11 protein-coding genes are annotated in these 12,866 nt (G+C 64.1%); 3 read left to right on the forward strand and 8 right to left on the reverse strand.

What is annotated here, in order from left to right:
* Positions 1-6: 6 nt before the first annotated feature.
* Positions 7-1,332 carry an NAD(P)/FAD-dependent oxidoreductase gene (locus JN279_RS14425; RefSeq protein ID WP_202353098.1) on the reverse strand — a complete coding sequence of 442 codons (1,326 nt, stop codon included), beginning with the start codon at positions 1,330-1,332 and terminating at the stop codon, positions 7-9.
* Between the two features lie 223 nt (positions 1,333-1,555).
* Here JN279_RS14425 and JN279_RS14430 point away from each other — a divergent pair, with 223 nt between their 5' ends.
* A complete protein-coding gene (locus JN279_RS14430) occupies positions 1,556-2,032 on the forward strand; it encodes an Lrp/AsnC family transcriptional regulator (protein ID WP_032933129.1) in 477 nt (158 codons plus the stop codon).
* A 128-nt stretch (positions 2,033-2,160) separates the two neighbouring features.
* On the opposite strand, the gene JN279_RS14435 is transcribed toward JN279_RS14430, so the two are convergent.
* The 7 genes from JN279_RS14435 to JN279_RS14465 all read right to left on the reverse strand — a co-directional run bounded on the left by JN279_RS14435 (position 2,161) and on the right by JN279_RS14465 (position 10,551).
* Positions 2,161-3,816, reverse strand: coding sequence for an ABC transporter ATP-binding protein (locus JN279_RS14435; RefSeq protein ID WP_202353099.1), 1,656 nt, complete (start codon positions 3,814-3,816; stop codon positions 2,161-2,163).
* On the reverse strand, positions 3,813-4,658 hold the full coding sequence (locus JN279_RS14440; protein ID WP_202353100.1) for an ABC transporter permease: 846 nt from the start codon (positions 4,656-4,658) through the stop codon (positions 3,813-3,815). Before JN279_RS14440 ends, JN279_RS14435 begins: the two co-directional genes overlap by 4 nt.
* Before the next feature lie 2 nt (positions 4,659-4,660).
* Positions 4,661-5,611, reverse strand: coding sequence for an ABC transporter permease (locus JN279_RS14445; RefSeq protein WP_202353101.1), 951 nt, complete (start codon positions 5,609-5,611; stop codon positions 4,661-4,663).
* 86 nt (positions 5,612-5,697) lie between these two features.
* Positions 5,698-7,308, reverse strand: a complete 1,611-nt coding sequence (locus JN279_RS14450; RefSeq protein WP_202353102.1) for an ABC transporter substrate-binding protein — start codon at positions 7,306-7,308, stop codon at positions 5,698-5,700.
* Between the two features lie 62 nt (positions 7,309-7,370).
* Positions 7,371-8,093 carry an HAD-IA family hydrolase gene (locus tag JN279_RS14455; protein ID WP_202353103.1) on the reverse strand — a complete coding sequence of 241 codons (723 nt, stop codon included), beginning with the start codon at positions 8,091-8,093 and terminating at the stop codon, positions 7,371-7,373.
* Positions 8,094-8,327: 234 nt separating this feature from the next.
* On the reverse strand, positions 8,328-9,701 hold the full coding sequence (locus JN279_RS14460; RefSeq protein WP_202353104.1) for an aspartate aminotransferase family protein: 1,374 nt from the start codon (positions 9,699-9,701) through the stop codon (positions 8,328-8,330).
* A gap of 10 nt (positions 9,702-9,711) precedes the next feature.
* A complete protein-coding gene (locus JN279_RS14465) occupies positions 9,712-10,551 on the reverse strand; it encodes a GNAT family N-acetyltransferase (protein WP_096448805.1) in 840 nt (279 codons plus the stop codon).
* A 320-nt stretch (positions 10,552-10,871) separates the two neighbouring features.
* Between JN279_RS14465 and JN279_RS14470 the strand changes: the two genes are divergently transcribed.
* Positions 10,872-11,540, forward strand: a complete 669-nt coding sequence (locus JN279_RS14470) for a haloacid dehalogenase type II (protein WP_096448803.1) — start codon at positions 10,872-10,874, stop codon at positions 11,538-11,540.
* A gap of 17 nt (positions 11,541-11,557) precedes the next feature.
* On the forward strand, positions 11,558-12,832 hold the full coding sequence (locus JN279_RS14475) for an NAD(P)/FAD-dependent oxidoreductase (protein WP_096448801.1): 1,275 nt from the start codon (positions 11,558-11,560) through the stop codon (positions 12,830-12,832).
* Positions 12,833-12,866: the final 34 nt, after the last annotated feature.

The following is a 12,866-nucleotide window of genomic DNA, read 5'->3' on the forward strand; positions in this document are numbered from 1 at the left end:
CCCGTCCTAGAAATCGGCGACCTTCCCCCACACGGAAGCATCGAAGCGCCCCGGATCGTAGGATGTAGCATCGACGATCGGTTGCGACCCGGTCACCAGATCGGCAACGAGGTGACCGGCGCCGGGTCCGATGCCGAAGCCGTGTCCCGAAAACCCGGCGGCCAGGAAGAAACCCGGAACGCTATGGATCTCGCCGATGGCAGGCACGCCGTCCGGCGTGCTGTCGATATAGCCGGCCCAGGCAGCACTTATCTTGGTCTTTCGAAGGTCGGGCAGAAGTTCGAGCGCGCGGGCATGGGTCAGGCGGATTGTCGCCTGGTCCGGGACCGGATCGAGAATGCGCATCCGCTCCATCGGCGTCGGCTGGTCGAGCCGCCAGCGCTTGAGCGTTTCGTGGCCCGAGCGTACGCCCTGCAGCCCGCCCGGCGCGAGGCTGCGCCAGCGCTTCAGGAACATCGGGACGAACTGCGGGGAGAAGCGGAGTTGCTGCGGCGTCACGTCGACGCGGCCGCGTCCACTTATGGCGAGGGTGTAGCCGCCGTCGCCGCGACGCGTGGCCGAGATTTTCGCCGTGTGCAGCGCATCCGGCAGACCCTCCGCGCCCGGCGAGACCGACAGGATCGAGGAGCGGATCGACGCCTGCGGAAAACGGAAACCGAACTGCCGGCAAAAGGAGGATGCCCAGGCGCCGCCGGCCAGGACCGCCAGCTTGGTCCGGATCGTACCGCTTTCGGTGATCACGCCGCTCAGGCGTCCGCCTTCGGTCTCGATGCCGCGCGCGGCGCAGTTCTGGTGCACGGTGCCCCCGAGCTTGAGGATGGCCCGGGCGACCGAGGGGGCTGCCCGCGACGGGTCGGCGGTGCCGTCGGTCGGCGAGAAGACGCCGCCCTTCCAGCTCCGGCCGGTGGCGCGGCCCCGCTCGCTGGCCCCGGCGCTGTCGAGCATATGCGTGGTGACGCCGGCCGTCCTGGCGAAGTCACGCCAGCGCGCCCAGCCGGCCAGCTCCGCCTCGTCATTGCTGAGATAGAGCAGGCCGCAGCGGCGAAAGCCGGTGTCTTCGCCGGTTTCCGCGGCAAAACTGTCCCACAAATCGAGGCTTCGGGTCGCCATCGGCAGCTCGCGGGCGTCGCGATTCTGCTGGCGGCACCAGCCCCAGTTCCGCGAGGACTGCTCGGCGCCGATGCGTCCCTTTTCGACAAGCGCGACCTTCATGCCGCGCCTGGCCAGATAATAGGCCGTGAAGACACCGACGATGCCGCCGCCAATCACCACCGCGTCCGCGGACTTTGGCAGGTCACCAGATGTCTCGATTTGCTGTAGCGGCGCGCCCATGGTCTCTCTGCCTTGAAGCGCCAATCTACCGTGTTGCGCAGGCAGCCGCTGCCGCAGTTGCGGCCGAAGCAGAATTTTATTCCGGCAACGCGGTCGAAATCGGGAGCCGCTGCGTTTCAAAGCGCTATCCGCTTGGATGGACAGGCCAACGGGCTGTGGTAGTGTCAATGTCCATGAGCAAGGCAGCATTTTGTGCTGTGGCGTGCGTTCTGCGGAGACGACCGTGAAACTGGATCGGATCGACATCAAGATTCTGTACGAACTGCAGAAGAACGGCCGCATCACCAATGTGGAACTGGCTGAACTGGTGCATCTGTCGCCGAGCCCGTGCCTGATGCGGGTCAAGAGACTGCAATCGGAGGGCTACATCGAGGGCTATTCCGCGCAGATCAACATCGGCAAGCTTGGCCAGACGCTGACCGTGTTCACCGAAATCACCTTGAAGAATCACCGCCAGGTCGACTTCGCCCGCTTTCTCGCCGTCGTCGAGAAGATCGACCAGGTCATCGAATGCCATCTCGTGTCGGGCGGCTACGACTATCTGATGAAATTCGTGACCGCCGGCATAGCCGAGTACCAGACGATCATGGAGAGGCTGACCGACATGGATATCGGCATCGACAAGTATTTCAGCTTCGTGGTGCTGAAGTCACCCATCGTCAAGGCGCACATGCCGCTGCCCAGCCTGTTTCCGAGGTGAGGCTCTGCCGTTTTCAGTCTTTATTTTGATGCATGTCGTTGCCCAAAACTGCGGTGCACTTCTGGGCGACATGCGTTAGTTTTGACGCAATTCCGGACGGAAAACCGTTCACACTTGCTGGAATTGCTCTAGCGGTGGCCGTACTGACTGACCAGCTCTGGGTCGCGGACGAGGCCGTCGAGCCATGTCGGATCGAGCTTCGGCACGGAGGAGAACAGAAGCTTCGAATAGGGGTGGGTCGGCGCTTGCAGCCTGTCGGGCGTGATCTGTTCAACCCGCTGCCCATTGTACATGACCATGATCTCGTCGCAGATCGCTTCGACGACGGAGAGGTCGTGGCTGATGAAAATGTAGGAGAGGCCCAGCTCGCGCTGCAGCTCCTTGAGCAGTTCGATCACGGCGGCCGCCACCACCGTGTCGAGCGCCGAGGTGATCTCGTCGCAGATGATGAGCTTGGGATCAGCTGCCAGCGCGCGCGCAAAATTCACGCGCTGCTTCTGGCCGCCCGAGAGCTCCGACGGGCGGCGGTAGCGCAGCGTCCTGGGCAGGCGAACCATGTCGAGCAGTTCGTCGACGCGCTTCGAGCGCGACTGCCTGTCGAGCCCGTGATAGAAGGCCAGCGGCCGGGCAATGATGTCTTCGACCGGCTTGGCCGGATTGAGCGCGGTATCGGCATACTGGAACACGATCTGCATCTCGCGCAGCTGGTCCTGGCTGCGTTTGCCCGCGGCGCGCTCCAGTTGCTTGCCGTCGAATATGATGTCGCCGGCCGCCGCCGGATGGATGCCGGCGATGACGCGCGCCAGCGTCGATTTTCCGCAGCCGGATTCGCCGATGACGCCGAGATTGCGCCCCTTCTCGACGACCAGGCTGACGGAATTGACAGCGCGGATAAGCGGCAGTCCGTCAGCCCGCACCGAGCCATAGCCGGCCGTCACATTGTCGATGCGCAGCAGCTCCTTAGTCCCGGCATCCGCGTCCGCATGCGCTTGCCGCGGCTTCGGCTCGAAGGCAGCCAGCAGTTCGCGCGTGTAGGGATGCTGGGCAGCCGAAAGTATCTGAGCCGTGGTGCCGGTCTCCTGAACTTCGCCGCCTTTCAGCACCACGATGCGGTCGGCGATCTGGGCGACGACGGCGAGGTCATGGGAAACGTAAACACCCGCTATTCCGCCAGCCCGCATGACCGACTTGAAGGCCTTCAGCACGTCGATCTGCGTCGTCACGTCGAGTGCCGTCGTCGGCTCGTCGAAGATCATCAGCTTGGGATCGCCGATGAGCGCCATGGCCGCCGACAGCCGCTGCAATTGCCCGCCTGAAACCTGGTGCGGATAGCGCGCGCCGATCCCTTCCGGGTCCGGCAGCGACAAGGCCCTGAACAGCTCGACCGCACGCTTTCGCGCCTGCTCGGGCGGCATCAGCCCGTGGATGCGCGTGACCTCGATCACCTGCTCCATGATGGTGGACGACGGGTTGAAGGAGGCGGCGGCACTTTGCGGTACATAGGCAATGTCGGTGCCGCGCAGCTTCGCCCGTTCCTTCTCGGAAAGTGCCGCCATGTTCTTGCCGTTGACATTGATCTCGCCGCCGATGATCCGGCAGCCGGGCCGCGCATAGCCCATCAGCGAGAGCGCGATCGTCGTCTTGCCGGAGCCGCTCTCGCCGATCAGGGCGACGATCTCGCCGTCGGCGATGTCGAGGCTGACACCCTTGATGATTTCGACGACGCGTCCGGAGTCGGTCGTCGCCTCGATCCTCAGGTTCCTGACCTCGACGAGATTGCTCATGCGTCGCGATCCCTGATCTTCTGCGGCAGATTGTCGATCAGCAGGTTGACGCTGATGGTGAGGCTGGCGATCGCCAGCGAGGGAATGATGACGGCGGGCGCGGCGAAGGGCAGGCCGCCAATGTTCTCGCGCACCAGCGCGCCCCAGTCGGCGAGCGGCGGCTGCAGGCCGAGCCCGAGGAAGGACAGGCCGGAGAGCAAGAGCACGATGAAGACGAAGCGCAGGCCGAAATCGGCCAGCACCGGCCGGATGATGTTGGGCAGGATCTCGGACCCGATGAGATAGGCGATGCTTTCGCCGCGGACGCGGGCGACGGTCATGAAGTCCATGGTGTTGATGTTGACGGCGAGCGCCCGCGCGAAGCGGTAGGCGCCCGGTATGTAGATGACGGCGAGCGTCAGGATCAGCGCCGGGATCGACGAGCCGACCGCGGCGACGACCACAAGGCCAAACAGCTTGCTGGGGATGGAGTTCATGGCGTCGAGGAAGCGGCTGAGGCAGGTGTCGAGCCAGCCGCCGGCGACGGCCGCGATCATCCCCAGCACCACGCCCGAGAAGCAGGCGATGACGACGGCGGCGAGCGATATGCCGACGGTGTAGCGCGCGCCCATCAGCACCCGCGAGAGCATGTCGCGCCCCAGATAGTCCGAGCCGAGCCACAGACCCTGACGCATCGGGCCGAAATAATCGTCATCGACGATATCGCTGATCGAATGGGGAATGATGGCGGGCGCAAAGATGGCGATCAGCGTCCACGCCAGGATGACCAGCGCGGCCACGACGCCCACGAGATTGTAGCTGTGGCCCAGGAAGGACCGACGGGAAGCTGCCATGCGCGCCATCGTCACCTGAGCCTCGGGTTGGACATGATGGCGATGATGTCGGCGACGGTGATGAGCAAGAGATAGCCGAGGCAGAAGATCATCGCGCAGCTTTGGATCAGCGGCAGGTCGCGGGTGGCGACCGCATCGACCATCAGCTTGGCGATGCCGGGATAGTTGAAGATCGTCTCGACGATGATGACGCCGCCGACCAGATAGGACAGCGACAGCGCAACCGCGTTGACGATCGGTCCAAGCGCATTGGGAAGCGCGTGCTTGAGCACCATGCGGCCGCGTGAGGCGCCTTTGAGAAGCGCCATCTCGACATAGGGCGTGGAGAGCGTTTCGATCACCGCGGCTCGGGTCATGCGGATCATCTGGGCGGAGATGACGAAGGTCAGCGTGATCACCGGCATGGCATAGATGCGCACGAGGTCGGTCAGCGTATGCGCTTCATTGACCGAGGACAGGGCCGGCAGCCATTTGAGATAGACAGCGAAAAGCAGAACCGCGAGCGTCGCGACCATGAATTCCGGCACCGAGATGACGCCGATCGAAAGAATGGTGACGGCGCGGTCGTAGAGGGAACCGCGCAGCATGGCGGCGGTGATGCCAAGCGTCAGCGCGAGCGGCACCGAGAGCAGCGTGGTGATGCCGGCGAGTTCCATGGTGTTGACGAAGCGCCCGCCGATCAGCGCTGCGACCGGCATCTCATTGGCATAGGAGGTGCCGAGATCGCCGTGGAGCAGGCCGAGAAGCCAGAGCAGGAAGCGCAGGATTGCCGGATCGTTGAGATGCATGGCCTCGCGCAGGCCGGCGACGGCTTCCGGGGTGGCCGCCTGGCCGAGCAGGATCGACGCGGTGTCGCCGGGCAGCATGCTGGTGGCGAAAAACACGGCGAACAAGACGATCAAAAGCGTGACGACCGCGATCGCCAGCCGCTTCAGCACGAGGTTGAGAACCCCAGACTTCATGGAAGCGCTCCTGCGGTTGCGTTCGGCCAAGCCATGTTGCGCAATAGGTGCCGGGGACCGGCTGTCCGGTCCCCGGCAGGCGCCTCTCAGGCTTCGAGCCAGAGATATTCCGCCATTGCGTAGCCCATCATGCCACCGAGCGGGTTCGCCTCCAAACCCTTCACCTTGCTGGAGAGGGCATCGACGTTGGAAATGTAGGCCGGGATGATGGTGCCGGCCTCCTCGGAGATCATGGTCTGCATCTGGCCGTAGATCTCCTTGCGCTTGGCCTGGTCGAGCGAGCCGCGCGCCTCGATCATCAGCTTGTCGAACTTCTCCGACTTGTACTGGCTTTCGTTCCAGGGCGCGTTGGAGGCGTAGAGGAGCGAGAACAGGATGTCCGGCGTCGGGCGCGGATTGATGTTGCCGAAATGGATCGGCGCCTTGAGCCAGTAATTGTCCCAGTAGCCGTCGGACGGCACGCGCTGGACGTCGAGCTTCATGCCGATATCGGCGCCGGCGGCCTGGATGATCACAGCCATGTCGATCGACGAGGTCGCGGCATCGGAAGCGATCACGGGAATGGACTGGCCGAGCAGGCCCGCCTTCTGGAAGTGGAACTTCGCCTTGTCCGGGTCGAAGGCCTTCGGCTTGAGGTCGGCATTGTGGAAGATGTTCGCTGGCGAGACGGGCTGGTCGTTGCCGATTTCGCCGAGGCCGCGCAGCGCCGATTTGACGATCTGCTCGCGATTGACGAGATACTTCATGCCGGTCACGAAGTCGGCCTTGCTGCCCGGATCCATGTCGAGCCGGATGTTGAGGTCGGTGTAGTTGCCCGAGGTCGTCTTCGACAGTTCGAAGCCCTGCTGGCCGCCGATGAGCTTCATCGCGCGCGGATTGATCGAGGCGGCGAAGCTGATGTCGCCGGAAAGCAGGGCGTTGACGCGGGCGCTATCGTCGCTGATGGCGATGAACTCGAACGAGTCGAGATAGGGCTTGCCCGACTTCCAGTAGTTCTTGTTCTTGGTGACCACCGAGCGCACGCCCGGTTCGAACGTTTGCAGCACGAAGGCGCCGGTGCCGTTGCCCTTGGAGAAGTCGGTGGTGCCGTCCTGGACGATCATGAAGTGGTGCAGCGCCAGGATGGTCGGAAGGTCGGCATTCGGATCGGCGAGCGTGATCTCGACCGTGGACTTGTCGACCGCCTTAAAGCCGGTCATCTGTGCGGCGATCTTGGCGACCTTGGAGCCGACAGCCTTGTCGAGATGGCGCTTCAGCGAGAAGACGACGTCGTCTGCGGTGAGGTCCTTGCCGTCGTGGAAGGTGACGCCCTTGCGCAGCTTCACGGTCCAGGTCTTGGCGTCCTTGCTGTCAAAGCTTTCGGCCAACTCCATCTGCGTGACGCCATCCTTGTCGAGGAAAGTCAGGCGGTTGTAGAGCGAGCAGCAGCGGACATAGTCGGTCGACAGCGACGCCTTTGCCGGATCCAGCGTGTCGGCGGTCGAGGACGACCAGCCGGCGGCCTTGAAATTGCCGCCGGAGACCGGCGTGGCGGCGACGGCTTGGGTGGCACGGCCAAGCACCACGCTGCCCGCCGCAACCGCGGCGCCGCCGGCCAACAGCATCTTGAGAAGTTCGCGGCGGCTCGCGCCCCGCCGGATGGCATTCTCGACCATGGCATCGTCTGCGCTGGTCCAGTTGGTGATCTTGTCGGTCATAGCATTCCCCTTTCTGTTTGTTTCCGGGTTGCTCGTCTTGCTGCGGCTTTCCGGGCTTGGGCTCAGGTTCGTTCCTTCAGGCTTTCCCGCACGGCCGCCGCCAATGCGGCCATTGAGGTGAAATGGTAGTCCGGCGCGGTGAAGCGCTCGGGCTCGATCGTGCCGCCATAGCCCTTCTGGGCGTGCCGGCGCTCGATCCAGCAATTGGTCAAGCCAAGTGCCCGGGATATGCCGATGTCGTGGTACTGGCTTTGCGCGACGTGCAGGATGTCGTCCTTGCTGTCGCCTCGGGAGGCCACGAAATCGAAGACCTTCTGGAAGAAGGCCGGGTCCGGTTTCTCCGTGCCTGTATCGTCGGCCGTAAAGGTGGCGAAAAAGGGCGATCCGAGCTGCTTTTCGAAATGATCGAGCGCCCAGCGCCTTGCATTGGTCATGGCGATCAGCCTGTGCGACCTCGCAAGGTCCGCCAATGCAGCCGCGCTGTCGGGGAAGTCTTGCCAGACACTGGCCGAATCCCGCAGGCGGACGCCGTATTTCTCCTCGGTCGGGAGGCCGAGCCGCGGCGCGATGACTGTGTAGACACGTACGAGATCGTCGGGAAACAGGCCGGCATCGGGCATGTAACGGGCCTGCCGGTAGAGGCTCAGCGCTTCCTCGTCATCGATCGAAACACCGGCCTCGGCGGCAATTCCCGCCAGGCAGGTCGTAATCCCGCCTTCGAAGTTGATCAGCGTGCCGACCACATCGAAGGTCAAGTATTTGAATTCGCTAAAGCCCCTGGCCAAGACTGGCTCTCCTCTGCGTACGGCCGAATTGCATGTGTCGAACAGAACAAAATTCCGTGCTGTCCGGGGCGTCGGCCTTTCTCGAAGGCCCGGAAATCCGGGCTTTCTGGCCTTGTCTTAACTGCAGTCTGGCACTTCCCCCGCGCTGGATTCGCCGAAAAGGCGTGAGGGGGCGGCACAAAATTGCGAAATCGTCCGCCCCGGCGATATTTCGAGACACGACATATTTCGCCGTCATGCCAGTGCCTGGCGGACATCGGGATCGTCCAGCGTCTGGTCGAGCGTCCGACGCGTGCGCTCGATGATCGCATCGATATCGGCGTCGGTGCAGCAGAGCGGCGGCGCGTAGCCGAGAACCCCGTTGGCAAAGGCACGGATGATCAGGCCGTTGTCCCACGCCCTGTCGAAGATGCGCCGTGCCGGCATCGCCGATGCTGGAACCGGCGTCTTCTTCCGCTTGTCGACCACCAGTTCGATGGCGGCAAGCATGCCGCGGCCACGCACATCGCCGACGAGCGGGTGGTCGCTCAGGCCCTTCAATCCCGCCATCAGGCGGGCGCCGGCCTTGATGCCATTGTCCAGAAGGCCGTCTTCGTAGAGCTTCAACACCTCAAGCGCGACGGCGGCACTGACGGGATGGGCGGAATAGGTGTAGCCGTGGCCGACGGCCGAGGCGCCCGCGCCATCGGCGATGACGTTATAGACATGATCGGCCATGAACACGGCGCCCATGGGAACATAGCCCGAGGTCAGCCCCTTCGCCGTCGTCATGAAATCGGGAACGATCTCCTCTTCGGTGCAGGCGAACAGAGGCCCCGTGCGGCCGAAGCCGGTGATCACCTCGTCGGCGATGAACAGGACGCCGTACTCCCGGCAGAGCTCGCGCATCGCCTTGATCCAGCCTTTCGGCGGGACGATGACGCCGCCCGAGCCCTGGATCGGTTCGGCATAGAAGGCGGCGACCCGCTCCGGCCCGATCGCCTCGATCTTGGCCTTCAGCGCGGCGAGCGATGCGGCGATGATCGCGTTGCCGTCCTCGCCGACCGGGTTGCGATAGGGATAGGGGGAGGGGATCTTGTGCTGCCATTCGAAGGGAATGCCGAAGCCGGCGTGAAAGGCGGGGAGCGCTGTCAGGCCCGCGCCGACGACCGACGAGCCGTGATAGCCCTGTTCGATGGAAATGAACTGGTCGCGTTGCGGCTCGCCCTTGGCATTCCAGTAGTAGCGGACGAAACGGATGGTGCTGTCGACCGCGTCCGACCCGCCAAGCGTGAAGAAGACGTGATTGAGATCGCCGGGCGCGCGCTCGGCCAGTTCCGAGGCGAGCCGGATGGCCGGCTCCGAGCCGAGATCGAAATAGGCGGTGGCGTAAGGGAGCTCGCGCATCTGCCGGGCCGCCGCCTCGACGATGCTGTCGTGGCCATAGCCGGCATTGACGCACCACAGTCCGGCGAATCCGTCGACGAGTTGCTTGCCGGAAGCGTCGGTCACGGTCGCGCCCTTCGCCGATTTCAAGACACGGACACCAAGTGCCTCGTGGCCGCGATAGGATGAGACCGGATGGATGAGATGGGCGCGGTCGAGTTCGATCAGCGAATTGGCGAGCATTGTTGTCCTCCTAGCCGAGCGCCTGGTTGGCGAGGGCGTAAATTTTTGGCCTGGCCTGTTCCGCGACCGTCTTGGGTGGACGGTCCATGGCCACGCCGCCGCCGACATGGGTGAGGCCGATTTCCTCGAGCCAGCCGGCGATGCCAGTCCCGCTGCCGGTATCCACGCGCAGGAAGGCGCCTGGACGCGACGCCGCAAAGAAGCCGATCAGGGCCTTCGCCTCGGCTGCGCTTCCCGCGATGACCGGACCGATCACCTCGCCGCGTCCGAACGGGCGGATCGCGGCATAGGCCTCGATGGCGCCGTCGCGGTGGATGACCGCGAACTGGCCGCGCTCCGCCAGCGCATCGATCAGGGCCTCGCGGTCGGCGCCATAAGCATCGCGGTCCAGCGCCTTGATGTCAGGCAGATCGTCAGGACCGGCTGCTTCCACGCCATCGGGCGCGCCAAGCGCCGCGACCTTGCCCTGGTGCTGCAAAATGGTGCCGGAAGGCACGAAGCCTAGTTTCTCATAGAGAGGCATGCCGTCCGCCGTCGCGACGAGCCGCAGCGGACGTTTGCCGGCAAGCGCAAATGCCTGATCCATGAGCCGGCGCCCAAGCCCCTTGCCGCGCGCGTTCCTGTCGACGATCACCATGTTGATCATGGCGCAGTCCATGCCGTAGGGCGTGACCAGGATGGTCCCGGCGACGCGGCCCTGATCGTCGAGCGCGACCGCGCCGCTCGAGAGCTGCAGCGCCATCTGCCAGTCCTGCGGGCGATGCGGCCAATTCTCCTGGCGGGAAAGCGCCACGGCGCCTTCGATATGGTCCGGCCCGAAGGCCCGGAGTTCGATCTCGCCCTGCGGCATGAGGCATCCTTCCGTCTAGAGCCCAAGTCTCGGGCATCGGCGCGCCGCAGATCGTCTGAAGGCTTTGGCTTGGACAGTATCTTTCGCCGTAGCACGAGGGGTGCGCCGCATCTTGTGCTGGCATCGCCCGCGGCGGACGCGCCTAACGCCGCGCGCGGCGCCACAATCGGCACGCCAGATGCTACAGCGTGCCAAACCGGATGGCGGATACGGAACTTTCTGCTTTCGGGAGGGCGATTTCGGTCAGGTGGGCCGCTGCCTGCCGTCCTATGATGAAATACATCCCAGCGCGGATGTGCTTCCACCGGAGATCGACTGCTATGGCTTCCTTCAGGCCCAAATACATCACCTTCGACTGCTACGGCACGTTGACCTTTTTCCAGATGGCGGAAGCGGCGCGCGACCTCTACGGCAGCGGCCTCGACGAGCCACGCATGCAGGAGTTCATCAAGAATTTCGCGGCCTATCGGCTCGACGAGATTATGGGCGACTGGAAGCCCTATGCCGACGTCGTCCATAATGCGCTCGAGCGCACCTGCAAGCGCAACGGCGTTGCTTTCAGCGCCGACGATGCCAGAATGGTCTATGAGCGCGTTCCGACCTGGGGACCTCATGCGGATGTTCCAGCCGGCCTGGCGAAAGTCGCCAAGGAAATTCCGCTGGTCATCCTCTCCAACGCCATGAACGCGCAGATCATGTCCAATGTCGAGAAGCTCGGCGCGCCGTTCCATGCCGTCTACACGGCCGAGCAGGCGCAGGCCTACAAGCCGCGCTTCAAGGCCTTCGAATACATGTTCGACAGGCTGGGTTGCGGCCCGGAGGATGTTCTTCACTGCTCGTCCTCGTTCCGCTACGACCTGATGTCGGCACACGATCTCGGCATCAAGAACAAGGTATGGGTCAATCGCGGCCACGAACCGGCCAACCCGTACTATGGCTATGTCGAGATATCGGACATTTCCGGTCTTCCAGGCGTGGTTGGGCTCTGAAACAAGGCGGATCGCCGATGAAGTTCGTCTCCTACTGGCACGACACAGCTCCCGTCTTTTCCGGCGGGGCGCAAGGCCCGGTCGAGGGGCACTACGATGCCGCCATCATCGGCGGCGGCTTCACCGGGCTCGCCGCCGCGCGCCAGCTGGCGAAGGCCGGTGCCAAGGTGGTCGTGCTGGAGGCGCAGCGTGTGGGCTGGGGCGCATCCGGCCGCAATGGCGGACACCTCAACAACGGCCTCGCCCACAGCTACCTCTCGGCCAAGGCGGAGCTCGGCAAGGAGCGCGCCATCGCGCTCTACCGGGCGCTTGACGACTCCGTCGACACCATCGAGGCGCTGGTCGCCGAAGAAGGCATCGACTGCAACTTCCGCCGCGCCGGCAAGCTGAAGCTCGCCTCCAAGCCGCAACATTTCGAAGCGATCGCCCGCAACTTCGAGGCCCTCCATGCCGAAGTGGATCCGGATACGGCGCTGCTGACGGCGGCCGACCTCAAATCCGAGATCGGCTCGCCCTTCCATGGCGCGATGCTGTCGAAGAAGAGCGCCATGATGCATATGGGGCGTTATGTGACGGGTCTCGCCACTTCTGCCACCCGCCACGGTGCCGTCATTTATGAAAACGCGGCGGTGACCGATCACAAGCAGGCCGGCAGCCGGCATGAGCTGACCACTTCGCGCGGCCGCATCAGCGCCGACAATGTGCTGGTGGCGACCGGCGCCTACACCACGCCTGACTTCAGCTATTTCCGTCGCAGGATCATTTCCGTCGGCAGCTTCATCATCGCCACGCGGCCGCTAAGCGACGCCGAGATCACTGCCACCATGCCCGGCAACCGGACATGCGTCACCTCGATGAACATCGGCAACTACTTCCGGCTGTCACCGGACAATCGCCTGATCTTCGGCGGCCGCGCACGCTTCTCGGCGACATCGGACCAGCGCTCCGACGCCAGGAGCGGACAGATCCTGCGGGCGGGCCTCGCGGCGATCTTTCCGCAGCTCGCCAAGGTCGAGATCGACTATTGCTGGGGCGGGCTGGTCGACATGACCAAGGACCGTTTTCCGCGCGCCGGTTACCAGGACGGTGTGTGGTTCGCGATGGGCTATTCCGGCCACGGTGCGCAGCTCTCCACCCATCTCGGCATGATCCTGGCCGATGCCATGCTCGGCCGCGAGGACCGCAATCCGCTGAAGGGGCTCGAATGGCCTGCTATTCCGGGCTATTCCGGCAAGCCCTGGTTCCTGCCGATGGTCGGGCTCTATTACAAGGCGCTCGACCGGATTCAGTGATCGCCGATCCGGCCCGGCTTCGGCAAAAACTGCC

This window comes from Mesorhizobium sp. 113-1-2, assembly GCF_016756475.1.
Lineage (GTDB): Bacteria > Pseudomonadota > Alphaproteobacteria > Rhizobiales > Rhizobiaceae > Mesorhizobium > Mesorhizobium loti_C.

Coding starts and splice junctions, on each gene's coding strand:
- JN279_RS14425 (WP_202353098.1), bottom strand. CDS start 1,332: ATGGGCGCGCCGCTACAGCAAATCGAGACATCTGGTGACCTGCCAAAG.
- JN279_RS14475 (WP_096448801.1), top strand. CDS start 11,558: ATGAAGTTCGTCTCCTACTGGCACGACACAGCTCCCGTCTTTTCCGGC.
- JN279_RS14440 (WP_202353100.1), bottom strand. CDS start 4,658: ATGGCGCGCATGGCAGCTTCCCGTCGGTCCTTCCTGGGCCACAGCTAC.
- JN279_RS14445 (WP_202353101.1), bottom strand. CDS start 5,611: ATGAAGTCTGGGGTTCTCAACCTCGTGCTGAAGCGGCTGGCGATCGCG.
- JN279_RS14470 (WP_096448803.1), top strand. CDS start 10,872: ATGGCTTCCTTCAGGCCCAAATACATCACCTTCGACTGCTACGGCACG.
- JN279_RS14435 (WP_202353099.1), bottom strand. CDS start 3,816: ATGAGCAATCTCGTCGAGGTCAGGAACCTGAGGATCGAGGCGACGACC.
- JN279_RS14465 (WP_096448805.1), bottom strand. CDS start 10,551: ATGCCGCAGGGCGAGATCGAACTCCGGGCCTTCGGGCCGGACCATATC.
- JN279_RS14450 (WP_202353102.1), bottom strand. CDS start 7,308: ATGACCGACAAGATCACCAACTGGACCAGCGCAGACGATGCCATGGTC.
- JN279_RS14460 (WP_202353104.1), bottom strand. CDS start 9,701: ATGCTCGCCAATTCGCTGATCGAACTCGACCGCGCCCATCTCATCCAT.